Annotated in this window: 29 protein-coding genes and 1 pseudogene; 14 read left to right on the top strand and 16 right to left on the bottom strand. The window is 70.1% G+C overall.

What is annotated here, in order from left to right:
• Window positions 1-12: 12 nt before the first annotated feature.
• The 3 genes from ACTMTI_RS27715 (at window position 13) to ACTMTI_RS27705 (ending at window position 1,696) form a co-directional block, all read left to right on the top strand.
• Window positions 13-654, top strand: a complete 642-nt coding sequence (locus ACTMTI_RS27715) for an SDR family oxidoreductase (protein ID WP_441123464.1) — start codon at window positions 13-15, stop codon at window positions 652-654.
• A gap of 4 nt (window positions 655-658) precedes the next feature.
• Window positions 659-868, top strand: a complete 210-nt coding sequence (locus ACTMTI_RS27710) for an aldo/keto reductase (protein WP_441123463.1) — start codon at window positions 659-661, stop codon at window positions 866-868.
• A 165-nt stretch (window positions 869-1,033) separates the two neighbouring features.
• A complete protein-coding gene (locus ACTMTI_RS27705; RefSeq protein WP_441123462.1) occupies window positions 1,034-1,696 on the top strand; it encodes an aldo/keto reductase in 663 nt (220 codons plus the stop codon).
• A gap of 4 nt (window positions 1,697-1,700) precedes the next feature.
• Here the strand turns inward: ACTMTI_RS27705 and ptsP are convergent, their stop codons facing one another.
• Genes ptsP through ACTMTI_RS27665 form a run of 8 tightly spaced genes read right to left on the bottom strand, consistent with a single transcriptional unit; the run spans window position 1,701 to window position 8,419 of the window.
• Window positions 1,701-3,440 carry a phosphoenolpyruvate--protein phosphotransferase gene (ptsP, locus tag ACTMTI_RS27700; RefSeq protein ID WP_441123461.1) on the bottom strand — a complete coding sequence of 580 codons (1,740 nt, stop codon included), beginning with the start codon at window positions 3,438-3,440 and terminating at the stop codon, window positions 1,701-1,703.
• On the bottom strand, window positions 3,433-3,714 hold the full coding sequence (locus ACTMTI_RS27695) for an HPr family phosphocarrier protein (RefSeq protein WP_441123460.1): 282 nt from the start codon (window positions 3,712-3,714) through the stop codon (window positions 3,433-3,435). Before ACTMTI_RS27695 ends, ptsP begins: the two co-directional genes overlap by 8 nt.
• A gap of 11 nt (window positions 3,715-3,725) precedes the next feature.
• Window positions 3,726-4,730 (bottom strand): zinc-dependent dehydrogenase, encoded by a 1,005-nt coding sequence (locus ACTMTI_RS27690; RefSeq protein WP_441123459.1) that lies wholly within the window; start codon window positions 4,728-4,730, stop codon window positions 3,726-3,728.
• A complete protein-coding gene (locus ACTMTI_RS27685) occupies window positions 4,727-5,152 on the bottom strand; it encodes a PTS sugar transporter subunit IIA (RefSeq protein WP_441123458.1) in 426 nt (141 codons plus the stop codon). Before ACTMTI_RS27685 ends, ACTMTI_RS27690 begins: the two co-directional genes overlap by 4 nt.
• On the bottom strand, window positions 5,145-5,453 hold the full coding sequence (locus ACTMTI_RS27680; RefSeq protein WP_441123457.1) for a PTS lactose transporter subunit IIB: 309 nt from the start codon (window positions 5,451-5,453) through the stop codon (window positions 5,145-5,147). Before ACTMTI_RS27680 ends, ACTMTI_RS27685 begins: the two co-directional genes overlap by 8 nt.
• 3 nt (window positions 5,454-5,456) lie before the next feature.
• Window positions 5,457-6,566, bottom strand: coding sequence for a mannitol-specific PTS transporter subunit IIC (gene mtlA, locus ACTMTI_RS27675; protein WP_441123456.1), 1,110 nt, complete (start codon window positions 6,564-6,566; stop codon window positions 5,457-5,459).
• Between the two features lie 39 nt (window positions 6,567-6,605).
• On the bottom strand, window positions 6,606-7,661 hold the full coding sequence (pfkB, locus tag ACTMTI_RS27670) for a 1-phosphofructokinase (RefSeq protein WP_441123455.1): 1,056 nt from the start codon (window positions 7,659-7,661) through the stop codon (window positions 6,606-6,608).
• Window positions 7,658-8,419, bottom strand: coding sequence for a DeoR/GlpR family DNA-binding transcription regulator (locus ACTMTI_RS27665; RefSeq protein ID WP_441123454.1), 762 nt, complete (start codon window positions 8,417-8,419; stop codon window positions 7,658-7,660). Before ACTMTI_RS27665 ends, pfkB begins: the two co-directional genes overlap by 4 nt.
• Window positions 8,420-8,527: 108 nt before the next feature.
• On the opposite strand from ACTMTI_RS27665, the gene ACTMTI_RS27660 reads away from it, so the two are divergent.
• Window positions 8,528-9,385: a hypothetical protein gene (locus ACTMTI_RS27660; protein WP_441123453.1), complete on the top strand. Its 858-nt coding sequence runs from the start codon at window positions 8,528-8,530 to the stop codon at window positions 9,383-9,385.
• A 179-nt stretch (window positions 9,386-9,564) separates the two neighbouring features.
• On the opposite strand, the pseudogene tnpA reads toward ACTMTI_RS27660, so the two are convergent.
• Window positions 9,565-9,880: pseudogene (gene tnpA / locus ACTMTI_RS27655) on the bottom strand (IS200/IS605 family transposase).
• Window positions 9,881-9,904: 24 nt separating this feature from the next.
• On the opposite strand from tnpA, the gene ACTMTI_RS27650 reads away from it, so the two are divergent.
• Both ACTMTI_RS27650 and ACTMTI_RS27645 read left to right on the top strand, forming a co-directional pair.
• Complete coding sequence (locus tag ACTMTI_RS27650; RefSeq protein WP_441123452.1) at window positions 9,905-10,405, top strand: hypothetical protein; 501 nt, start codon at window positions 9,905-9,907, stop codon at window positions 10,403-10,405.
• 150 nt (window positions 10,406-10,555) lie between these two features.
• A complete protein-coding gene (locus ACTMTI_RS27645) occupies window positions 10,556-11,677 on the top strand; it encodes an AI-2E family transporter (RefSeq protein WP_441123749.1) in 1,122 nt (373 codons plus the stop codon).
• A gap of 403 nt (window positions 11,678-12,080) precedes the next feature.
• On the opposite strand, the gene ACTMTI_RS27640 is transcribed toward ACTMTI_RS27645, so the two are convergent.
• The 3 genes from ACTMTI_RS27640 to ACTMTI_RS27630 all read right to left on the bottom strand — a co-directional run bounded on the left by ACTMTI_RS27640 (window position 12,081) and on the right by ACTMTI_RS27630 (window position 14,067).
• A complete protein-coding gene (locus ACTMTI_RS27640; protein WP_441123451.1) occupies window positions 12,081-13,184 on the bottom strand; it encodes a protein kinase domain-containing protein in 1,104 nt (367 codons plus the stop codon).
• A gap of 113 nt (window positions 13,185-13,297) precedes the next feature.
• A complete protein-coding gene (locus tag ACTMTI_RS27635; RefSeq protein ID WP_441123450.1) occupies window positions 13,298-13,705 on the bottom strand; it encodes an STAS domain-containing protein in 408 nt (135 codons plus the stop codon).
• Entirely contained in the window at window positions 13,702-14,067 is a 366-nt protein-coding gene (locus ACTMTI_RS27630; protein ID WP_441123449.1) for an STAS domain-containing protein, read from the bottom strand. The genes ACTMTI_RS27635 and ACTMTI_RS27630 overlap by 4 nt, the downstream gene beginning before the upstream one ends.
• 400 nt (window positions 14,068-14,467) lie before the next feature.
• Here ACTMTI_RS27630 and ACTMTI_RS27625 point away from each other — a divergent pair, with 400 nt between their 5' ends.
• A complete protein-coding gene (locus tag ACTMTI_RS27625) occupies window positions 14,468-14,683 on the top strand; it encodes a hypothetical protein (protein WP_441123448.1) in 216 nt (71 codons plus the stop codon).
• 31 nt (window positions 14,684-14,714) lie between these two features.
• Here the strand turns inward: ACTMTI_RS27625 and ACTMTI_RS27620 are convergent, their stop codons facing one another.
• The 3 genes from ACTMTI_RS27620 to ACTMTI_RS27610 all read right to left on the bottom strand — a co-directional run bounded on the left by ACTMTI_RS27620 (window position 14,715) and on the right by ACTMTI_RS27610 (window position 16,646).
• Window positions 14,715-15,230 (bottom strand): DUF5994 family protein, encoded by a 516-nt coding sequence (locus ACTMTI_RS27620; protein ID WP_441123447.1) that lies wholly within the window; start codon window positions 15,228-15,230, stop codon window positions 14,715-14,717.
• Window positions 15,217-16,188 (bottom strand): acyl-CoA desaturase, encoded by a 972-nt coding sequence (locus ACTMTI_RS27615; RefSeq protein WP_441123446.1) that lies wholly within the window; start codon window positions 16,186-16,188, stop codon window positions 15,217-15,219. The genes ACTMTI_RS27620 and ACTMTI_RS27615 overlap by 14 nt, the downstream gene beginning before the upstream one ends.
• Window positions 16,189-16,343: 155 nt before the next feature.
• The gene (locus tag ACTMTI_RS27610) at window positions 16,344-16,646 is read right to left on the bottom strand and encodes a LapA family protein (protein ID WP_441123445.1); all 303 of its coding nucleotides are present in this window, start codon (window positions 16,644-16,646) and stop codon (window positions 16,344-16,346) included.
• A 24-nt stretch (window positions 16,647-16,670) separates the two neighbouring features.
• On the opposite strand from ACTMTI_RS27610, the gene ACTMTI_RS27605 reads away from it, so the two are divergent.
• Window positions 16,671-17,150: a hypothetical protein gene (locus tag ACTMTI_RS27605; RefSeq protein WP_441123444.1), complete on the top strand. Its 480-nt coding sequence runs from the start codon at window positions 16,671-16,673 to the stop codon at window positions 17,148-17,150.
• Between the two features lie 90 nt (window positions 17,151-17,240).
• Here the strand turns inward: ACTMTI_RS27605 and ACTMTI_RS27600 are convergent, their stop codons facing one another.
• Complete coding sequence (locus ACTMTI_RS27600; RefSeq protein WP_441123443.1) at window positions 17,241-17,534, bottom strand: hypothetical protein; 294 nt, start codon at window positions 17,532-17,534, stop codon at window positions 17,241-17,243.
• 733 nt (window positions 17,535-18,267) lie between these two features.
• Here ACTMTI_RS27600 and ACTMTI_RS27595 point away from each other — a divergent pair.
• The 6 genes from ACTMTI_RS27595 to ACTMTI_RS27570 form a co-directional block, all read left to right on the top strand.
• Window positions 18,268-18,576, top strand: coding sequence for a UBP-type zinc finger domain-containing protein (locus ACTMTI_RS27595; protein WP_441123442.1), 309 nt, complete (start codon window positions 18,268-18,270; stop codon window positions 18,574-18,576).
• The gene (locus ACTMTI_RS27590) at window positions 18,570-19,355 is read left to right on the top strand and encodes an acyl-CoA desaturase (protein WP_441123441.1); all 786 of its coding nucleotides are present in this window, start codon (window positions 18,570-18,572) and stop codon (window positions 19,353-19,355) included. The genes ACTMTI_RS27595 and ACTMTI_RS27590 overlap by 7 nt, the downstream gene beginning before the upstream one ends.
• A 29-nt stretch (window positions 19,356-19,384) precedes the next feature.
• Window positions 19,385-19,660, top strand: coding sequence for a hypothetical protein (locus ACTMTI_RS27585; RefSeq protein ID WP_441123440.1), 276 nt, complete (start codon window positions 19,385-19,387; stop codon window positions 19,658-19,660).
• Window positions 19,661-19,896: 236 nt separating this feature from the next.
• Window positions 19,897-20,070, top strand: a complete 174-nt coding sequence (locus tag ACTMTI_RS27580) for a CsbD family protein (protein WP_433013661.1) — start codon at window positions 19,897-19,899, stop codon at window positions 20,068-20,070.
• 157 nt (window positions 20,071-20,227) lie between these two features.
• Complete coding sequence (locus ACTMTI_RS27575) at window positions 20,228-20,425, top strand: hypothetical protein (RefSeq protein WP_433013658.1); 198 nt, start codon at window positions 20,228-20,230, stop codon at window positions 20,423-20,425.
• 99 nt (window positions 20,426-20,524) lie between these two features.
• Window positions 20,525-20,619, top strand: a 95-nt coding sequence (locus tag ACTMTI_RS27570; RefSeq protein WP_441123748.1) for a LysR family transcriptional regulator, incomplete at its 3' end; no start/stop codon positions are given.

Genomic DNA, 20,619 nt, shown 5'->3' with positions numbered 1-20,619 from the left:
CCATGACGAACTATGCGGATCATCATCGCAGGTGGCCATGGGAAGATCGCGCTACGCCTGGCCGAGCGCCTCAAATCCGGTGCGGTGGGCCTGGTGCGCAACCCCGCCCACGTCCCCGACGTCGAGGCCACGGGCGCCGAGGCCGTCGTGTGCGACCTGGAGCAGGCGACCGTCGACGAGGTGGCCGGCATCCTCCGGGGCGCCGACGCCGTGGTGTTCGCGGCGGGCGCCGGGCCGGGCAGCGGAGCGGCCCGCAAGGACACCGTGGACCGGGCCGCGTCCGTGCTGCTCGCCGACGCGGCCGAACGGGCGGGCGCGCGGCGGTTCATCCAGATCTCCTCCATGGGCGCCGGCAAACCGCCCGCGCCGGGCCGGGACGAGGTGTGGGCCGCGTACATCGAGGCGAAGACGGAGGCCGAGGAGGACCTGCGCTCCCGCGACCTGGCCTGGACGATCCTCCGGCCGGGCCGCCTGACCGACGAGCCGGGCACCGGCCTGGTGCGGCTGGCTCCTGAGGTTCCGCCCGGCTCGGTGCCGCGCGACGACGTGGCCGCCGTCATCGTGGCGCTGCTGGACAACCCGGGCACGGCAGGTCAGACGCTGGAGCTCGTCTCCGGCGACACGCCCATCATCAACTTCGTTGCAACAGAGTGAAACCGTGACTGAATATCGTGTACTCGGACGTACTGGTCTGAAGGTCAGCCCCCTCTGCCTGGGCGCGATGATGTTCGGGGGGTGGGGCGAGTCCGATCCCGACGAGGTGGCCGGAATCATCGACCGCGCGCTCGACTCGGGCGTCAACTTCATCGACACCGCTGACGTCTACCGGAATCGTCGGCAGTGCTCCGGGCGTTCACGCCGGGGGTGAAGCCGACCAGCCCGCGTAGCGGGGCAAGGACAGCCGATTCGCCGCCGAGGCGGATCGGCGTCTGGTAGCTTCATCGTGTCAGGTACCGCCGGACGGGCGGGAACGGAGCCGTGAGGCTCGAAAGCCTGTGGAGACCCGGTTAGACCACCCCGGTGGCGCAGGTCGATGAAGCAGGAAGCCGCAGAAGTGTCGCGTATGCGGCACAGGCTGAATCGTCGCCGTTCATGGCGGCGAGCGCGTCAAATCGGCAGTTCCACCTCCCCCGCCCACCAGATGGTCGAGGCGCAGTGGGCGGCGGAGCGGCGGGGGCTGGAGCGGTTCGTGTGCGAGCAGCCGCCGTACTCGCCGCTCGTCCGCGGCATCGAGGCCGACGTGCTGCCGGTGGCGGAGCAGTACGGCATGGGCGTGATCGTCTGGAGCCCGCTCGCCGGCGGCTGGCTGAGCGGCCGGTACCGCAAGGGGCAGGACTTGCCGCAAACGCGCAGGGCGCAGCGGCTGCCCGACCGGTACGACATGACGCGGGAGGTCAACCAGCGCAAGCTGGACGCGGTCGAGCGACTCGCCGTGCTGGCCGAGGAGGCCGGGATCACGCTGGTCGAGTTGTCCATCGCGTTCACGATCCGGCATCGGGCGGTGACCTCGGCCATCATCGGGCCGCGCACCATGGAGCATCTGGAGGGCCAGCTCGCCGCCACAGAGGTGCGCCTGAGCGACGACGTGCTCGACCGGATCGACGAGATCGTCCCGCCCGGCGTCACCCTCAACCCGGCCGACGCGGGCTGGCAGCCGCCGCAGCTGTCCGGCCCGAGCCTGCGCCGGCGCCCGTGAGCCGTCAGTAGAGCGCGGCCCGGGCGCGCTCGCGGCACTCCTCCAGGGTGAGCCGGGCCAGGGCCTCCCGTACGGCGGGGACGCACACGGGGGCCATGGACAGGCTCGTCACCCCCAGGCCCACCAGCAGGGGCGCCAGCAGCGGGTCGCCGGCCGCCTCGCCGCACACGCCGACCGGCTTGCCCGCCTCCCGCCCCGCCTCGGCGCACATCGCGATCAGCTGCAGCAGGGCCGGCTGGCGGGGGTCGAGGAGGTCGGCCAGGGCGGAGTGCTGGCGGTCGGCGGCGAAGGTGTACTGGGCCAGGTCGTTGGTGCCGATGCTGAGGAAGTCCGCCTCCCGCAGCAACTGCCCGGCCCGCAGCGCCGCGGCCGGGACCTCGACCATCACGCCCACCTTGGCTATGCCCTTCGCCCGGGCGCGGCGGGCGAAACCGGTCGCCTCCGCGATGGTGGTGACCATGGGCGCCATCACCCACGCCTGCGCGCCCGTGGCCCGGGCCGCCTCGGCGATCGCGTGGAGCTGGGTGTCCAGGACGTCCGGCAGCAGCCGGTCCACGCGCAGGCCGCGTACGCCCAAGGCCGGGTTCGGCTCGTCCGGCAGGCCGAGGAAGGGGAGCGGCTTGTCGGTGCCCGCGTCGAGCGTGCGCACGATCACGCTCTCCGCCTGGGCGAACACCTCCGCGTAGGCGCTCACCTGCTCCTCGAACGAGGGCGGCTGCTTGCGGTCCAGGAAGAGGAACTCCGTGCGGAACAGGCCCACGCCCTCCGCGTCCGGCCGCAGGTCCGCCGCCGCGCCGATGTTGAGCAGGAGCTTCACGGGGTGGCCGTCGGCGGTCCTGCCGGGACCGCTGCTCGCCGCCAGCCTGGCCTTCTCGGCGCGGTCGCGCTCCCTGACCTCGGCCGCCTCGTCCTCGGTGAGGCCGACGGCGACCTCGCCGGTGGTGCCGTCCACGCCGACGACCGTGCCGTCGGGGACGTCCAGGATCCCGTGGCAGGCCACCACCGCCGGCAGGCCCCGGCCGCGGGCGAGGATGGCGGTGTGGCTCGTGGGGCCGCCGCGCTGCGTGATCAGCGCCAGCACGTCGGGGCCCAGGCCCGCGGTGTCGGCGGGGGAGAGGTCCTCGGCCACCAGCACGTACGGGTGGCCGGGGGCGGGCAGGCCCGGCATGGGCAGGTCCAGTGCGAACGCCACCGCCCGGTGCTTGAGGTCGTCCAGGTCGGCGGCCCGCTCGGCCAGATAGCCGCCGAGCGCGGCGAGGGCGTCCCGGTGGTGGGTGAAGGCGGCGTCCAGGGCGTGCACCGCGTCGAGCCCGCTTCGGGCCCGCCCCTCCGCCTCCTCCCGCAGCGTCGGGTCATCGGCGATCATGGCGAGCGCCTCGAGGATCTCCGCCGCCTCGACGGCTGAGCCCTTCACCTCCGTCGCGGCGGCGGCGCGGGCGGCGGCGCGGGCGGCGGCGGCGCGCTGGTTGAGGTCGGCCGCCACCGCTTCCAGCGCCTTGACGACCGCGGCCGCCTCGGCGGCGCCGTCTGTCACCGGGCGGGGCGCGGGCAGTGCGGGCGGTCCGGCCATCCGGATCACCGGTCCCGCCGCCTGCCCCTGACTGACGCCGAGCCCGGTGAGCCGCCCAACGGCACCCGCCCACGAGCCGCCCCCAGGGGACGCCGCACCCGGGGAGGCCGCGCCGGTGCCGGGGTCGTGCGTGATGCTCCCGGCAGGGGTGCCGGTGCGGGTGGGGTCAGGCATCGAGGGCCTCTTCCGCGTCCAGGTCGCGGGCGAGCAGCGCCGCGAGCGCGTCCAGCGCCTCCTCCGCCCCCGGCCCGTCCGCCTCCAGCGTCACCTCCGTGCCGCGCACCGCCCCCAGCGACAGCACCCCCAGCATGCTCTTGGCCGGGACGGACTTCTCCCCGAGCCGGACCGTCACCGGCACCCCCAGCTTGACCGCCGCCTGCACGAACAGCTTGGCGGGACGGGCGTGCAAGCCGCTGGCCGAAGCCACGGCGACCGTTCGCTGTGCCATCACGAACCTCCTCAGGGCTCGATTGTGACCTTGATGGCCGCGCCCCGGCTGACGAGGTCGATCCCGTCGAGCACCTGGGACAGCGGCAGCCGGTGCGTGATCAGGTCGGACACGATCACGGCACCCTCCGACACCAGCCGCAGCGCCTCGGCGTTGTGGGCGGGGCTGGAGCCGTTCGCGCCGACGATGGTCAGCTCGCGGTAGTGCACCAGGTTGGAGTCCAGCGCGATGATCGGGTCGTCCTTGGGCAGGCCGCCGAAGAAACTGATGCGCCCCTGCCGGGCCGCCATCCGCACCGCCTGCTCCTGGGCCGCCCCCGACGCCGCCGCCGTGATGACGACGTCGGCGCCGCGGCCGCCGGTCAGCTTGAGCACCTGCTCGACGGGGTCGGCGTCGATGGCCGCGTCCGGGCGTACCAGCTCGGCGGCCATCGCCAGCCGCTGCGCGTTCACGTCCACCAGGAACACCCGGGCGGCGCCGCGGGCCCGCGCCAGGCGTACGTGCAGGCAGCCGATCGGGCCCGCGCCCATCACCACCACGTCGTCGCCGGTGCCGACGCCCGCCAGCGACTGGCCGTTGAGCACGCAGGCCAGCGGCTCGGCGACCGACGCCTCGGCGTACCCGACGCCGGAGGGGATGGCGTTGACGCCGTTCACGGCCAGGACCTTGGCGGGGACGATCAGGTACTCGGCGAAGCCGCCGTCGTAGTGGTAGCCCATCGACTCCTGGTTCGGGCAGACCGTCTGGCGGCCGCGCAGGCACTCGGCGCACGACCCGCACGGGATCGCGGCGATCACCTGCACCCGCGCGCCCGTGTCCACGACCTCGCCGGAGATCTCGTGGCCCATCACCCGCGGCGGCCTGATGTGGTGGTGCCCGAACTTGAAGATCTTGGCGTCCGTGCCGCAGGTCGAGCAGTTGCGTACCCGGATCTTCAGCTCGCCGGGCCCGGCGACGGGCTCGGGTGCGTCCTCGATCCTGATGTCGCCCGGGGCGTGGAATCTGGCGACTTTCACGTCAGCTCCTTGATCACCTGTTGGATGTCGGCGGCCTCGCGCAGCGTACGCGCGCGGCCGGGATCGAGCAGGATCTCGGCCAGCGCCGCCAGCAGCGGCACGTGCCCGCCCTCCCGGGCGGCGATGCCGACGCATACCGTGACCTGCTCGCCGTCCCAGTCGACGCCGCCGGGGAAGCGCACGAAGCAGATCGCGTCGCGCTTGATGTCCTCCTTGGACGCGGCCGTCCCGTGCGGGATGGCGACGCCCTCGCCGACGTACGTGGAGATCGTCCGCTCGCGTTCGACCATCGCGTCGATGTACGGCTCCGCGACCGCCCCGACCTCGACCAGCACCTGCCCGCACCGGCGGATGGCCGCCTCGCGGTCCGGGGCGCTCTCGTGCAGCAGCACCGCCCGCGGGTCGAGCAGGTCGTCACGCATCGACCGTGCCGCCGTTCTTGATCGTGTTCACCAGCCTGGTCACCGCCGGGTCCCCGAGGAAGATCTGGAAGGACACCAGCACCTTCCCCGGCGCCGCGGCCCGGGCCCTGGCGGCGAGCCCGGCGTGGCACACCACCACGTCCGCGTCGCCGGGGATGGAGTTGACCGGGGTGTGCTCCACGCTGACGCCGGTCTCCTTGAGCTGCTTGCGCAGCTGGGAGGCGAGCATCACGCTGCTGCCCATCCCCGCGTCGCAGGCCACGATGATCTTGTGGATGTCCTTGCTGTCGATGCCGGCCATGGCTCACGCCTCCTTGGTGACGGGTTCGGTGCTGGAAACTTGCTCCTCGGCGGGCTCCTCGTTCTTCTCGCCCCTGCCGAAGCCGAGCAGGAGGGCGGCCACCGCGAACGACACGGCCGTGGCCACGAGGATCCCCAGGCTCGAGCCCAGCCAGCCGCCTCTCGGCGTGACGGCGAGGTAGGCGAAGATGCTGCCGGGCGACGGGGTGGCGACCAGGCCGGCCCCGGTGATCATGAACGTGAACACCCCGGCCGCGCCGCCCGCGATGACGGCCACGATCAGCCGCGGCTTCATGAGCACGTACGGGAAGTAGATCTCATGGATGCCGCCGAAGAAGTGGATGATCATCGCGGCGGGTGTGCTCGGCCGCAGCGGGCGCGGCCCGAACAGCAGGAACGCCAGCAGCAGGCCCAGCCCGGGGCCGGGGTTCGACTCGAGCATGAACAGGATCGACTTGCCCGTCTCGGCCGCCTGCGCCACGCCGAGGGGGCTGAGCACGCCGTGGTTGATGGCGTTGTTCAGGAACAGCACCTTGGCCGGCTCGATCAGCACCGACGCCACGGGCAGCAGGTTGTTGACGATCAGCCACTCGACGGCGTTGCCCGCGGCCGTGGTGACCGCCTGCACGATGGGCCCGATGCCGAGGAATCCGACCACTGCCATGGCACCGCCCACGATCCCGGCGGAGAAGTTGTCCACCAGCATCTCGAACCCGGCCTTGGTCCGCGCCTCCGTGAACTTGTCCACATATTTCAGGATCAAGGCGGTGAGCGGGCCGATGATCATGGCGCCGAGGAACATCGGGGACTCCGTGCCCACCACGACGCCCATCACCGCGACCGCGCCGACGACCGCCCCGCGCTGCCCGTGCACCATCCGGCCGCCGGTGTAGGCGATGAGGACCGGCAGCAGGGTCGAGATGATGGGGCCGACCATCTTCGCGAGCGTCTCGTTCGGCAGCCAGCCGGTCGGGATGAACAGTGCGGTGATCAGGCCCCAGGCGATGAACGCGCCGATGTTCGGCATGATCATGCCGGCCAGATGGCCGCCGATGCGCTGGATGGTGGCCTTGACGCCGGTGCCGGCGACCGGGGGTGTGTAAGTGTCGGCCATGGACGTGCTCCTTCGGGGGGTTGAGCAGATGATCAGCGGCTATGGCTGGTGGTGCTGCCCTGTGGGGGATGCTCCGGGAATGAGGGTGGACGGCCCGGCAAGGCGCCCGGTGGGGGACGCCTCGGGAATGGGGGCGGACGGCTCGGGAACGCGCTCGGCGGGGGAGGTGAGGGGGCGGGACGGGTCGGGTGGGCCTAGGGTGACGGCGGCCGGGTCGATGTCGGCGGGACCGGGCATCCGGCTGCCGGGCAGGCGCACGGCGGCCGCGCCCCAGGCCAGCGCCCGCGCCAGCGCGTCCGGCCCGTGCCCGCCGCCGGCGAGGAAACCGGCCAGCATGGCGTCGCCGGCGCCGACGGAGCTGCGCGGCTCGGTCACCGCGGCCTCGCCGTACCAGATGCCGCCCTCCTCGACGAGGACGGCGCCGTCGGCGCCGAGGCTGGCCAGCACCGTACGCGCGCCCGCGGCCCGCAGCTTACCCGCGGCCTCCACCACGTCGCCCAGGCAGCGCAGCGGCATGGCGGTGGCGGCGGCGAGCTCCTCCAGGTTCGGCTTGACCAGGGCGGGCGCCGCGCCGAGCGCGCAGGCCAGCGCCGGGCCGCTGGTGTCGACCGCCATCTGGATGCCCGCCGCCGCGAACCTGCGGCACAACCGGGCGTAGACGTCGGCGGGAACCTCGGGCGGCAGGCTGCCGGAGGCGACGACCCAGTCCGCGTGGTGCGCGGCGGCCAGCACGGCCTCCGCGATCGTGTCGAGCTCCTCCTGCGACAAAGCCGTGCCCGGTTCGTTGATCTTGGTGATGGTGCCGTCGGGCTCGGCGAGGGTGACGTTCGACCTGGTCGGGCCCGCCACTGGGACGGTGACCATGTCGAGCCCCTCGGCGGCGAGCAGGCGGACGAGCTGCCGCCCCTCGTCTCCGCCGAACGGCACCACGGCCCTGCCGGCCACGGCGTTGGCCAGCAGGGCGCGCGAGACGTTGACACCCTTGCCGCCCGGGTCGAGGTGGGCGGCGGCGGCGCGGATGACCGCGCCCCTGTCCAGCGCGGCGATCTCGATCGTGCGGTCGAGGCTCGGGTTCAGCGTCAGGGTGAGGATCACGCCCTGATCACCTCGGGTCCCGCCGCCGCCACGTCGGCCGCCAGTCCGGCGTCCAGGCCGGTGTCGCTGATCACCACGTCGATCTCGCTCAGGTCGGCGAACGTGGCCAGGTACGTGTTGGAGAACTTCGTGTGGTCGGCCAGCAGCACGCTGCGCTGCGCGGCCCGCACCATGGCCCGCTTGATGGCCGCCTCCGCCGGGTCCGGCGTGGTCAGGCCCCTTGCGGGTGAGCAGCCGTTGGTCCCCATGAACGCCACGTCCACGTTGAGCTGGGCCAGCGGGCGCAACGCCCAGTCGTCGACGGTGGCGAGGGTCTTGCCGCGCAGCCGGCCGCCCAGCATGATCACATGCAGGTTGGCGCGCGCGGCCAGGGCCGTGGCCAGCGGCGGCGAGTTCACCACGACGGTGAGCTCCCGGTCGGCGGGCAGCACCTGGACCAGCCGGCCCGTGGTGGTGCCCGCGTCGATGATCACCGAGCCGTCTTCGGGCAACTCGGCCAGCGCCGCCTTGGCGATGCGCTCCTTCTCGGCCGTCATCACCTCGTCGCGGGCCGCCAGTGCGGGCTCGAACGCCAGCCGCTCGACCGGGATCGCGCCCCCGTGCACCCGGCGCAGCACGCCCGCCCGCTCCAGCGACGTCAGATCGCGGCGGATCGTCTCGGTGGTCACGTCGAGCTCGGCGGCCAGCGTCACCACGTCCACGCGGCCCGCGGCGCGCGCCCTGCGCAGGATCTCCTGCTGCCGCTCCTCGGCGTACATGATGTTGATTCACCACCGTTTCGGTTTGGTTTCACCTGTGTTTATACCCGGTTTGGTTGGAGGGTCAAGGGGTTGGTGCCGGAATCTGGTAGTTATAGGCGAATGCGAATGAAGCCTCTGACCGCCGCGGTGGCAGCCGTACCCCTCGTCGTCGGGCTCGCCACGCCGTCCCAGGCGGCCGCGGCCAAGCCGCCGCGCGTCCCCGCCGGGACCACGGCGGCCTGGGTGGTGTTCGACCGGCAGGCGGGCAAGATCGTGGCCACGAGGAACGCGCACCGCAAATACCGCTCGGCGTCCGTCGTCAAGATCCTGATCGCGATCGACTACCTGGAGCGGCGCAAGAGCGTGCCCCCGGCCGACGCCAAGCTTCTGCGGATCATGCTGCGGTCCAGCGACGACGACGCGGCCTCGGCGTTCTGGGACCGTGCGGGCAAGGGGCAGATCATCGTCAGGACGGCCCGCAAGCTCGGCCTCGCCGACACCACGCCGCCGCCCGCCTCCAAGCCGGGCTTCTGGGGATACACCTCGCTCAGCGCGTACGACATCGTCCGGACCTACCGCTACCTGCTGGACAGCGCCGACGCCCGCGTCAGGGACACGATCCTGGGCCACCTGCGGCAGTCCACGCCGTGCGGCACCGACGGCTTCGACCAGACCTTCGGCATCCCGGACGCGCTCCCGAAGCCGTGGGCGGTCAAGCAGGGCTGGTCCGGGTTCGGCACGACGCCGCCGAGCAGGTGCGACGCCAGGGCCGTCAGTGCGCCCATCTCGTGGATCGCCCAGCGGGCCACCGGCTCGGGCGTGCCCGACTACGGCCGTCCCGTGCTGTACACCACGGGCCTGGTGGGCCGGAGTGACCGCTACGTCATGGCGGTGCTGACCGCCCACCCGGCGGGCGGCACCTGGAGCTCCTCCGTCAAGCGCGTCACCACGCTGACCAGGGACCTCTACCGCAGCGTGTCGTGAGGCCGGATCGTGCCCAGCCGCCGGAGGGATGCCGGCTGTCGTGGGCATCGCGCAGAGCGTCCGCATCAGCGGCTCAAGCACCATTGATGGTTCTAACTTGGTGCCTGACCTGATGTCTGCGGGTTTATTGCGATTCCCGTTATTGATATGCAATGTAACCAAAATCAATCGATGCACTCCTAGATGATCGACAGGGGCGCTCCCCCGCAGGAGGCGGCAAAGTAGGACGGCGACCAGAAATGACCGCGCCACAGATACTTGCGGATATGGGCCGGGTACTCCTTGCGTGGCACCCGGGCCGAGGCGCCCTTGAGGCTGTTACCCGGGTGGAGTGCGGACCTCGGGGCGGGTGGTGGCCAGGAGATGGACATGGTCGTGCTCGTCGGTGAACACCTTTCGCCGGTATTTGGGCGTGACGACCAAATGCGCGTGCAGGCTGTAGACCACACGGCGGCCTCGCCGGATATCGAGGTTCGGTTCCCATCGCGGTGACATGGGTCACACGATAAAGTGTTCGGTATGAAACTGGTGGTGCAGGTGAGGCTCCTGTCGACGCCCGAGCAGGCGGCGGCCCTGCAGGCCACGCTGCGCGCCGCCAACAAGGCCGCCGACCTCGTCTCGCGCATCACCTTCCAGCAGCGGTGTTTCCGTAACTTCGACCTGCGTAAGCACGCCTACGAGCAGGTCAAGGCCGTTTTCGGGCTGGCCGCGCAGGCGGCCCAGCACGTGATCAAGAAGGTTTGCGACGCCTACCGCGCCCTGCATGCCAACCTGGCCGCCGGACACCTGGGCAGGCCAGGATCGGCGCGGCGAGTCAAAGCTGGGAGCAAACCGATCTCCTTTCGCTCCCTGGCGGCTCAGCCGTACGACGACCGGCTCCTCGCTCGCTTCCAGCCTGTCGCCATCCGGCCGGCCCAGCGCCGGGCGGCGCTCATGGCCGGGGCCGGTACGTCGGCGGAATGCGGCCGTGAGCGCGCGCCGCGGTCGTTTCACAGAAGATGGCTCACCGTGCCGTCGTGAAAAGGTCGGTAGGGCGGAATGACCCCTACCCGTGACGCACCTTTTATCTCTCCAACATTTGCCTGGCTTGAATCCTGAAAGCGTGCCTATCTCCGACCGGTGGGGAAGGTTCCGTGCATGGATCCACCTCAGGAGCGCCTGTTGCGGTTAGTGCCTGCGACCTTGGCGAGGATGGCCGCGTGGTGCGCGTGTCTGATCGTCATCGGCATCGTGGCCAACTACGTGTTCGGCTTCGTGGCGACGATGCGCATCCTCGCCCTGCCGGTGGCGGTCGCCCTGCTGCTGACCGCGCTGCTGTTCCCGCTCACCCGACGCCTGCGCGCGTCGGGCCTGCGGGCGATCTACGCCACCTGGATCACCATGCTCGTCGCCCTCGCCGTGCTGAGCGGGACGGGCTGGATCATCGGCGTCCGGGCCAACGCGGAGTTCCCCGGCCTGGTGACACAGGTCAGGCAGACGGCCAAGACGGTGGAGGACTGGCTCTACACCGGCCCTTTGCACCTGGAGCCCATCCAGCTCAGCCGCTGGGTGGACGAGATCGCCAAGTTCGTCACCGAGCGGCAGCAGCAGATCACCTCGACGGTTCTCGCGGGCACCGTGGTGGTGATTGAGGTCCTGGCCTCGATCGTGCTCCTGCTGTTCGTGACGTTCTTCCTGCTCAAGGATGGCGACCGGATCTGGTCCTGGTTCCTCAAGGGGTTCGGCCGGAGAGCGTCGCGGGTCGACCGGGCCGGGCGGACTGCCTGGGCCACGCTGTCGCACTACGTGCAGGGCACGGTGGCCGTGGCCGCGGTGCACGGCGTGCTCATGGGTCTGGTGCTGGCCGTCATGGGCGTCCCGCTCTGGGCGGCACTCGCCGTACTGATCTTCCTGGCCAGCTTCATCCCGATCGTCGGCATCCTGTTCGCCGGCGCGGTCGCGACGCTGGTCACGCTCGGCGCGAAGGGTCCGATCTACGCGCTGGTCTTCATCGGCATTCTGATCGTCGAGCAGCAACTGGAGAATCACGTGCTCCAGCCGCTGATAGTCGGCCGGGTGCTGCACTTCCACCCGCTGGCGATCATCCTCGTGCTGGCCGTCGGCGGCATCCTGGCCGGGATCGCGGGCGCGGTCGTGGCCGTGCCGATCACCGCCGTCCTCTACCGGGCCGTTCCCGAGCTCTTCAAGGACGATCCGATCCCCCTCCCGGCGGGACCGGCCTCAGAACCACCGGCCCCAGAACCACCGGCGCAGGCCGTACCTCCTGGGAAGGAACCCGAGCAGAAGGACTGACGGGCTTGGAGGCGAGCGCAGACGCGCTCGAACCAGACAAGATCATGACCGCACGACCCGCGACAACAACAGGGCGTGCGCGCCCGCGAGATAAATCTCTACCGCCGCTACTTCAACCTGGTCGCCGACAGCGCCAAGACGATCGAAGTGCGGGTGCAGTGCAGTACCTCAACCTGCGCACCCTCGCCACCGGCGACCACATCCGGTTCGCGTGCGGCCGCGACGACGCCCTCACCCATGTCAAGTGTGGCCCCTGCAGCCGATCATCGACCTGCACCGTCAAGCGACGGCCAACCCACCACAGGCAACAGATGGCGCAGGCCAACGAGCCGAGCGCCGGTGAATCGGCCACGTCTGACCTACCGATCGCGATCGGACCGCGCCCATGGCGAGGGCCGGCGTGTCAGCCCAACCCTCCCTGCAAGGCCGTGCGCACCCAGCCGAGCGCAGCAGAGGGATCCATCCCGCGCGGGATGCGGTCGGTTGGGGTGTAGCTGAGCCACTGGTCGATGAGCCGGCCCAGCTGTTCGGGCACGTCCGGGTTGAGGTGGTCGGCGCGTTCGGGGCGGGTGCCGGCTTGCATCAGGTGGCGGACCTGCAGCAGGTCGGCGTCGGTGCCGACGGCGGTTTCGAGCTCGCGTCGCAGCGGCGCCAGGCCGGTCAGCAGCCAGTAGGCCAGGGCGCCGACGCCGTACAGGTCGGACAGCGTGCTGGGTGCGGCGCCGGTGACGCCCAGTTGCTCGGGGCTGGCGAACCACTTGGTGCCGCCCGGGGACACCGTGGAGACGCTCTTGCCCGCCTGGTGCAACTGGGACATGCCCCAGTCGATGATCCTGATGTTGGCGGGGCCGTCCAGCACGATGTTCTGCGGCTTGATGTCCAGGTGGATGATGCCGCTCGCGGCGGCGGCCTGCAGCCCGGCCAGTACCTGATCCAGGACCTGCAGGCTCCACTTCAGCGAGACGCCGGCGCCTGCCCGCTGCTGGAGGTGGAAGTGGAGATGGAGGCTGCCCGGCTGATAGAGGGGGGAGATGAGGTAGACCGCCTGGGATCTGCGGTCCTGGCCGGAGTCGAGGATCTGCCCGATGTGCCGGTGGTGCAGGCGCATGCTCCGTACTTCCCGCAGGAACGTGCGGAATCGCTCGGGGTCGCTGGTGGCCTGGTGGAACACCTTGGCCACGACGGTGGTGGTGGGATCAGCGAGCTCGTAGGCCTGGTACAGGGCGGCTATGGCGCTGGCGTCGGCGTTGAGGGGTGCGTAGATCCGCCAGCGGCCGTTGAGCACCATGATCGGCACAGGTCCGTCGGCGAGTGCAGGCGCCGGCTGCGTGACCTGGCCCGCCTGGGCCTGCCGCCGGGGCAGGTGCCGGCTTTGCGTGCGCTGTAGCTCGGCCGAGGCGATGATCTGCGTTAAGGCGATGATCTGCGCCGAGGCGACGATCTGCTCGGCGTCGGTGCGAGCCTGGGCGAGGATCGCGGCGGCCTGGATCTGGGCTTCTCCCAGCACCTGATGCCGTAGCCGATCCAGCTCGGCTGTTGTCTCAGCGGGAAGACAAAGGCATGGCCCGGCGGTCGTCCTGCTGGCAGCGGCGGCGAGAACAGACATGTGCGCACGACGTCTCAGCGCGCTGCCGTGGGGCCGAACCCGACCGTGCCCGTACCCGTGCTCGCACGCCTGCCGGAGTCTCTGCCCGGGGTGGTGCCATACATCGGGAAGCTGCGGTCCAGGCCGGTGAGGCGCAGCACCCTGGTCAGGTGTGGACGGGGGGCGGCCAGGCCGAGGGTGATGTCCAGGGATCTGGCCCGGTGCTGGACGCCGACCACGGCGCCCAGTCCGGCGGCGTCGCAGAACGACACCCCGGACAGGTCGAGGATGAGCAGGTTGGTGCTGTGCCGCAACGCTCGCAGCAGGCGTTCGCGCACCACCTCGCCGGTGCCGATGTCCAGCTCGCCGCACAGGCGAACGACGGTGGCGGTGGCAGGGATGAGCCACAGACCTGCCCCGGAGCGGGGATGGAGGGTCGTCATGAGTTGCTCCGATCCTGCAGGTGAAGACCTGCCGTCTGGTGCCAGCCGGTGAGCTCGAGCAGGCGTCGCACCTGCGGGGAGGGCGAGCGCAACGTCAGAACGCGGCCGCCGCGCAGACCGGCGGCGGCGGTGACCAGGGCGCGCAGTCCGCCGACGTCGCAGAACACCAGGCCGCTGAGATCGACGCAGAAGCTGCCACCATCCGCCATCGAAGCCAGCGCCTCAGTCAGGGCGAGCAGCGTGGCGCGGTCGAGCTCACCTTCAATCCGCAGACCCGCGCGATCGACGAGCGGCGTGATGCGCAAGAGCCGGTCGGCAACCGTGCCAGGTGTGAGAGCGCCGACCGTGTCCGAGGTGTTCATGCTGGCTCCTACGGGCGGGGGCGTGCGGGCTAAGGTGGCCGCGGGTGTGAGGCGGTCATGAACACGTTGCGCTGGGCCGGCGTGAACGGAGCAGTTTAGTGCGGTGACCTGATCGTCTAGCGGGCTCGACCAGGTGGAAAGCAGCAATCTCCACCAGGCTTATCATCAGCCGTGATCACCGGGCTGACGCTGGCGTCGTGATCAGGGCGGTTCTGTCGGCTGCACCGCTCGTGGCGTGTTGCGGGAATGGAGCGCTTTGCTGTTGACCGCAGCCAGTGTCTGGCGCAGAGCTCGGCTGGCGGTGGGCGCGACGGGATCGGACAACACTCAGAGCTCGAGGACGGCAAGGTGAATGGCGTTGAATGCTCGATTTCCGCGGCGGCCGGATCCGAACGATGGCGTGGATCAGGCCCTGGCCGACGTCTTGAAGGCGATCGGCACAGCCTCGCGTACGCTCGTCCTTCAGAACGCGGCGGGCATGGCCTGCCGCGGTGACCGGCAGCGGCTGGCCGTCTGTCTGGAGGCGATGACGCCTGGTCAGCTCGTTGAGGTGGCCGCTGCCGCGCGGTTGCTCAGTGCCGCGGCCGACCAGGAGCTCGCCAGGAGGGACCCGTAGCGGTGTGCAGTCCCCCTGCCAGAACGCGTGATCAGGATGCGTGGTCGCCGCGGGCGGGCTGTCGGGTCTGCCCGCCTTCGTTGTCCCAGTCGGACAGGCTCAGCTCCTGCTCGGTGGTGGCGTCGGCGGGGCGGTGTTGGCCTGCGGTGGCGAGGATGTCGCCGGGACGGGTACGGCCGCGGCATCGGGTGGCCATGGCGAGCGCTTTGTGAGCGGCGGCGGCTGTGGTGTCGGGTGGGATGACGAGCAGGTTGAGGTGCTCGATGCCCGGGATGATCAGGTTGATCACGTGGGGGTCGATGGTGCGGAACCAGCCCACTTTGACGTGACGCCCGGGGGCGGCGATGTGGTGCGGGATGTTGTCCCAGGTGTCGATGTGCAGGCCCACGCGCAGGACCCGTCGGTTCAGCCGCTGGTCTATGGCGGTGATCAGGGCGGGCAGTTCCGCGCCGGCGTCGTAGGTGGCGGGCCACCACGCCCCGTCCACGGCGCCTCGGCGTGTGAGGGCGGGATCCAGGCTGAGCCGTACCTTCTCAGGGCCGGTCATGGGAAGGCTCGCGGCGTCGTGCGGCCAGGCGTGCCGGGGTCGGCCAGCGTACGTCGTGCGCCCAGCCGAGCTTTTCCAGCAGCCGGATCAGCCGGGCGGAGACGTCGATCTGGCCGCGCAGCACGCCGTGGCGGGCGCAGGTGGGGTCGGCATGGTGGCCGTTGTGCCAGCTCTCGCCGAACGACAGGATCGCCAGCGGCCAGAAGTTCGCGGCCCGGTCCCCGGCGCGGGTTTTCAACGGCCGCTCGCCGAAGACGTGGCAGATGGAGTTGATCGACCAGGTGACGTGGTGCAGCATCGCGATGCGTACCAGGGCGCCCCAGAAGAACGCGGTCAGCGCGCCGTGCCAGGTGCCGGTGGCCAGCAGGCCGATCGCGGGGGGCAGCAGCAGAGAGGCCGCGACCAGCGGCAGGAACAGCCGGTCCACCCGGCCGATGCCGGCGTCGGCGAGCAGGTCCTTGGCGAAACGCCGCCGGTTGGTGATGTCACGTCCGAACATCCAGCCGACATGCGCGAACAGCAGCCCTTTGGCCAGGCCGCGCACGCTGTGCCCGTAGCGCCAGGGCGAGTGCGGGTCGCCGTCGCGGTCGGCGAAGGCGTGATGGCGCCGGTGGTCGGCCACCCACTGGATGACCGAGCCCTGCACGGCCAGGGACCCGGCCACGGCCAGGCCGATCCGCAGCCACCGGCCCGCCTTGAACGCGCCGTGGGTCAGATAGCGGTGGAAGCCCACCGTGATGCCGAGCCCGGTCAGGACGTAAGCCGCGGCGGCGATCGCCACGTCGGTCCAGCTCAGACCCCACCCCCAGGCCACCGGCACGGCGGCGGCCAGCGCCGCGAACGGCACCAGCACGAACACCCACAACGCGACCACCGCCGCGACCGGTTTACGCCCGTCGATGATCGGCGCCGCGCCGACCCGCTCCCGATTGGCGACGCCTGCACCCGTCGAAGCCATGCCAGTTCCCCCGTCACACGCGCAGCAGTGTCCTTTCGCCCCCTGGAACCAGTTCGCCTGCCCACGCCTTCAGCGCTCACTCTCCCCTTGGGCTGTTCTTGGGATTACCGGGGTGATCTGGTGGAGAAAGCCCTGACGCTGGGGGTGCTCGGCGGTCAGCGGTTCTGGCGGCGGCGTCGGCTGGCCAGGCGGCGGAGCTGGGTGATGCGGGCGGTGCCGAGCACCAGGGTGAGCAGGATCCCGCTGATCATGGCGATCAGCATCGCGACCGCGAGCGGCAGCGTGCCGTGCAGGCCGAGGAAGGACACCTGCGTGGGGGTGGTGTTCTGCAACATGAACACGATGAAGGCGACGGACACGAGCGCGGCGGCCCACACGCCCGCCCAGGCCACGCTGGTGCGGGTGACGGGTACCGGCCTGGAGGTCTCGGCGCTGGAGCCCGGGTCCGCGGGGGGCACGGCCGGCGCTGGTGAGCTCTCGCCTTGGGGCACATCGGCTTCAGCCGTTCCAGCGGATGGCCCGGATCTGGTACGGAAACGGTGCAGGATGTCCATGACAACCCTTTCGGTGAGCCGGCCTGGCAGGCACCTCAAAAGCGGCGGGATGTCGTCGTTTCCGGATACCTTGACTCTACGTCACTCACCTGGCACGCCAAGCGGGCGCTCACCAGAGCGGCCGACCAGGCGGTCAGCGCCGCCAGGTCCTTCTTCGGGCCTGCCGTCATGCCGGATCCCGTCGCAGCAGCCGCACACGCCCGGATGCTCAGGGAGATCCGCCGCGCCCAGTCGTTTGATCCGCTCGGTATTCCCGTCAACGGCTCGCCCCGCGACTTCGACGCGCGTCAGCAACGCGAATTCCCCACCCCGATCTCTCCTGACGCCTCCGCGCTCGGTATCGGTGTGAATCCCGGCTGCCGGGCACGCTGCAATGCCGACAGCTCCTTTGCATCCCGCGCGACATGAAGGCTGGCATAAAAAATGCCCGCGCCATGACGCGAGAGTATTCTCACACGCCACAGCACAAGCTGAGTTTTTGCGACGTTCAGCTGGTGATCAGCTCTTGTCGCGAATCACATCGTAGTTGAAGAACTCGATCGGGCCCTCGCACAGTTTGGCCATGTGCGCGTTGAACCGGTCGGTTTCCGGTAGCTTGCTGTTACGCTGGGCCTCCTCGTAGGAGGAGAACTCCACGATGGCCACGTAGTGATCGGGGCGATCGCGGTGCTTCGCCACGACCTCGCGTCTTACATAGTGCGTGCCCTTGGTCTGTGTCCGCCACTCGTTCATGAGCGACTCGACTTCCCCGGCGCGTTTGGTGTCGAATTCCAGAATCTGTACGAAGCTCATAAGAGCCTCCCCTTTTCCTTGGCTTGCGTTCCTTATTCAATACCCATCCGAAATAAATAGCAAGGAAATTTCGCACAAATTAGCGAATTCCACTCTCGGCATAAGGTGATGGGAGGATTTGCGCCGGTGAAATCTCCGGCTGATTCTGCGGGCCGGCGGCCCTCAAAGTTCGCGATCCGGCAGGTCAAGACGATCCAGTGGCCCCTCTTGGAAGATCTCGCCCGGCCCTGCCTGAGTCTGGGACGAGGGTCGCTGACACGTGTGCATCGGCCGAGGACGTCGCGCGGTGTTGGGCTCCGGTTCGGGCCGGGAGACTGTCGGCGATCATCAACGGTCGGCCGGATCCTCGGCGCGAAGGTGCCAGAATTCGGAGGGAGACGGCTACGAGCTCGTTGTCGGCTGAGTTGATGGCGTTCTGGACAGCTCGCCCGCGTTCCGCGCCCGGCCCTGGCAGGGGTCACCAGCTGATCAGCATCCACTCACCGCGAGAGCGAGGAAGTCCGCGAAGCGCCCCGGGATCCCGGTCCGTCGCTTTTGTGGCGGTCCGTCGAGACGCGGGATCGAGCCGGATGCGTGTCAGATACTGCGCGTCGGTAACGCGCCCACAGGCTCGCTATCGCCGCAGGTGATGAGACTTACTGGGAATGGACGTTTCCACCGGCTCGCAGATCACCTTGACTGAGCACTGATCAGCCGGCGCAGCTTGCGTCGCTGTCACCATGAGGGGGTCGTGATGACCCTGGACGCAGAAGGAACGAACGCGACCGCGCGCGCCGGTCTGAACGGTCAGACGCAACGTTGCGATCACACCGATCTGCTCCCGGCCGTGGAGCCCGGGCTGCCCGAATGCAAGGAATGCCTGGCCCTCGGCCGGACCTGGACGCGGTTGCTGGTGTGCCTGACCTGCGGGTGGGTGGCCTGCAGCGACGATGCGCGCGGAGGTCACGCCAAGGATCACTACCAGGAAACCGACCACCCGGTGGCCGCCACCCTGGAGTCGCGCTCACCGATCTGCTGCTGGCGGCGGGCTTCTACGTGGTGACCGGGCTGGGGGTGACGGTCGGCTTCCACCGGCTGCTCACCCACGGCTCCTTCACCGCGCGGCCATGGTTGCGCGTGGCGCTGGCCATCGCCGGGTCGATGGGTTTTCAGGGCAACGTCATCGACTGGGTCGCCGTCCATCGCCGCCATCACGCCTTCACCGACCGGCCGGGCGATCCGCACTCTCCCTACCGGTACGGCACCGGCCTGCGCGGGCAGCTTCGGGGGCTTGCCCACGCCCATCTGGGCTGGCTGTTCGCCGACGACCGAACGCCGGCCGAACGCTACGCCCCGGACCTGCTGGCCGATCCGGCCATGGTCCGGGTGGCACGTGCCTTCCCCGCGCTGTGCGCGCTGTCGCTGGCATTGCCGTTCCTGGCCGGCTGGGCGATCACCGGCACCCTGTACGGCACCCTGACCGCTTTCCTGTGGGCCGGGTTGATCCGCGTCGCGCTGCTGCAGCACGTCACCTGGAGCGTCAACTCCCTGTGCCACGTCATCGGCAGCAGGCCGTTCAAGACCCGCCGCCACGACCGCTCCACCAACCTGTGGCCCCTGGCCCTGCTGTCCTTCGGCGAGAGCTGGCACAATGGCCACCACAGCCAGCCCAGCTGTGCCCGCCACGGCCTCGAACGCGGCCAGCTCGACCCGTCCGCCGGGGTGATCCGCCTGTTCGAGCGGCTGGGCTGGGCGAGCGACGTGCACTGGCCCGACTACGAGCGCATCCAGCGCCGCCGACCCGACCACCCCCAGCAGGCCCGCGTCCTGGGCGGAGACTGACCGATGTCTCTTGCGGTGTCACCGTTGGGATGGCTGCTCACCGGTGCGGCGGTGGCCTGCTCGACCGGCTGGTCTACCTCTCCCACGGGCTGGCGTTCATCCTGGCCTTCATCGGCGTCAAACTCATCGCCCAAGCCGCCCACGACAGCTTCCCGCAGATCCCGGTGTGGCTGTCGCTGACAGTGATCGTCACGGTTCTGGCCACGACCACGATCGCCAGCCTGGCCGCGTCCCGGCGCACGAGAAGGCAAGACACGGACGGCCCGGCATCCGGCATCCAGCCGCCCGCACAGCCCGTGCCGTAGACAAGAAAGACATTCCAAGATCGCGACCCCGGATGCTCTGGAACGGCCCGCGCTCATCGGTTCCGGTGATAACCGGCGCCGCCATTGCTCGTTTCCCCCTACCAGGCCGGGGCGGACACTGGAGCTCCAAGCCGCCTGACCGCGGCGGAGTATCCACTTGCCAGGGCCATGGCATACGGATCAACAGTCCGCCCGGCATGTCGGCGTACGGGATGCGGAGGTGAAGGGAAATCGCGATGAGTCTGCGTTGGGAAATCAGCAACAAGGTCCAGGTCCTCAAGGGCTGGGCCAGGCAGCGCTTCGGCCGCGTCACCGGCAACCGGCGCCAGCAGATCGCGGGCAAGAGCGATCGGGTCGCAGGCAATCTGAAGCAGGCCGGCCGGAAGGCCAGGGACGCCTTCAAGCGCTGATCCCCGCTTCGACAGAACGCCCCTGCGGGTCCAGATTCCAAGCTGGGATCCCGCACGGACGCCGGCGAACTCCACGATGACCCGCCCGATGACCCCGCCCGATGACCGCATCGTCTCCGCCACCCCCCGCGCAAGAACGAAGATGGAGGTAGGACCGATGCGCATCGCATCAGTAGTGCTGATCCTGTGGCTGATCGCCGGCGCCGTCGCCGCAGGCCAGCGCAACTACTACACAGGACCGGTGGAGAACTGCAATCAGGTGGCCACCATCGCGGTGACGATCCTGGCCGGCCCCCTCAACTACCTCGGCATGAACCCGAAGATCGCCTGCCAGACACCTCAGCCCAGCAAGTAGTGCCAGGACCTCCTCCAGAAGTCCACACGCCCACGAGGAACCTAGAGTGGGAGACGACGGCCCGGATCGGCGCCTCCCGGGCAGGAAGGGGTGGCGGGCATGGAGTTACGTCAGCTGCGCTATTTCGTGACGCTGGCGGAAGAGTTGCATTTCGGCCGGGCTGCGGCCCGCGAGCACATCGTGCAGTCCGCGCT

It is taken from the genome of Nonomuraea sp. H19 (assembly GCF_052068215.1).
Lineage (GTDB): Bacteria > Actinomycetota > Actinomycetes > Streptosporangiales > Streptosporangiaceae > Nonomuraea.
This window is presented reverse-complemented; position numbering and strand designations above follow the sequence as displayed.

What these genes read in the sequence shown, in the direction of transcription:
- ACTMTI_RS27620 (WP_441123447.1), bottom strand. Translation starts at nt 15,230, where the DNA reads ATGACCGGCCCTGAGAAGGTACGGCTCAGCCTGGATCCCGCCCTCACA.
- ACTMTI_RS27650 (WP_441123452.1), top strand. Translation starts at nt 9,905, where the DNA reads ATGAAACTGGTGGTGCAGGTGAGGCTCCTGTCGACGCCCGAGCAGGCG.
- ACTMTI_RS27695 (WP_441123460.1), bottom strand. Translation starts at nt 3,714, where the DNA reads ATGGCACAGCGAACGGTCGCCGTGGCTTCGGCCAGCGGCTTGCACGCC.
- ACTMTI_RS27630 (WP_441123449.1), bottom strand. Translation starts at nt 14,067, where the DNA reads ATGAACACCTCGGACACGGTCGGCGCTCTCACACCTGGCACGGTTGCC.
- ACTMTI_RS27685 (WP_441123458.1), bottom strand. Translation starts at nt 5,152, where the DNA reads ATGCGTGACGACCTGCTCGACCCGCGGGCGGTGCTGCTGCACGAGAGC.
- ACTMTI_RS27660 (WP_441123453.1), top strand. Translation starts at nt 8,528, where the DNA reads ATGAAGCCTCTGACCGCCGCGGTGGCAGCCGTACCCCTCGTCGTCGGG.
- mtlA (WP_441123456.1), bottom strand. Translation starts at nt 6,566, where the DNA reads ATGGCCGACACTTACACACCCCCGGTCGCCGGCACCGGCGTCAAGGCC.
- ACTMTI_RS27665 (WP_441123454.1), bottom strand. Translation starts at nt 8,419, where the DNA reads ATGTACGCCGAGGAGCGGCAGCAGGAGATCCTGCGCAGGGCGCGCGCC.
- ACTMTI_RS27715 (WP_441123464.1), top strand. Translation starts at nt 13, where the DNA reads ATGCGGATCATCATCGCAGGTGGCCATGGGAAGATCGCGCTACGCCTG.
- ACTMTI_RS27595 (WP_441123442.1), top strand. Translation starts at nt 18,268, where the DNA reads ATGACCCTGGACGCAGAAGGAACGAACGCGACCGCGCGCGCCGGTCTG.
- ACTMTI_RS27580 (WP_433013661.1), top strand. Translation starts at nt 19,897, where the DNA reads ATGAGTCTGCGTTGGGAAATCAGCAACAAGGTCCAGGTCCTCAAGGGC.
- ACTMTI_RS27635 (WP_441123450.1), bottom strand. Translation starts at nt 13,705, where the DNA reads ATGACGACCCTCCATCCCCGCTCCGGGGCAGGTCTGTGGCTCATCCCT.
- ACTMTI_RS27615 (WP_441123446.1), bottom strand. Translation starts at nt 16,188, where the DNA reads ATGGCTTCGACGGGTGCAGGCGTCGCCAATCGGGAGCGGGTCGGCGCG.
- ACTMTI_RS27575 (WP_433013658.1), top strand. Translation starts at nt 20,228, where the DNA reads ATGCGCATCGCATCAGTAGTGCTGATCCTGTGGCTGATCGCCGGCGCC.
- ACTMTI_RS27705 (WP_441123462.1), top strand. Translation starts at nt 1,034, where the DNA reads ATGAAGCAGGAAGCCGCAGAAGTGTCGCGTATGCGGCACAGGCTGAAT.
- ACTMTI_RS27600 (WP_441123443.1), bottom strand. Translation starts at nt 17,534, where the DNA reads ATGAGCTTCGTACAGATTCTGGAATTCGACACCAAACGCGCCGGGGAA.
- ACTMTI_RS27680 (WP_441123457.1), bottom strand. Translation starts at nt 5,453, where the DNA reads ATGGCCGGCATCGACAGCAAGGACATCCACAAGATCATCGTGGCCTGC.
- ACTMTI_RS27585 (WP_441123440.1), top strand. Translation starts at nt 19,385, where the DNA reads ATGGCTGCTCACCGGTGCGGCGGTGGCCTGCTCGACCGGCTGGTCTAC.
- ptsP (WP_441123461.1), bottom strand. Translation starts at nt 3,440, where the DNA reads ATGCCTGACCCCACCCGCACCGGCACCCCTGCCGGGAGCATCACGCAC.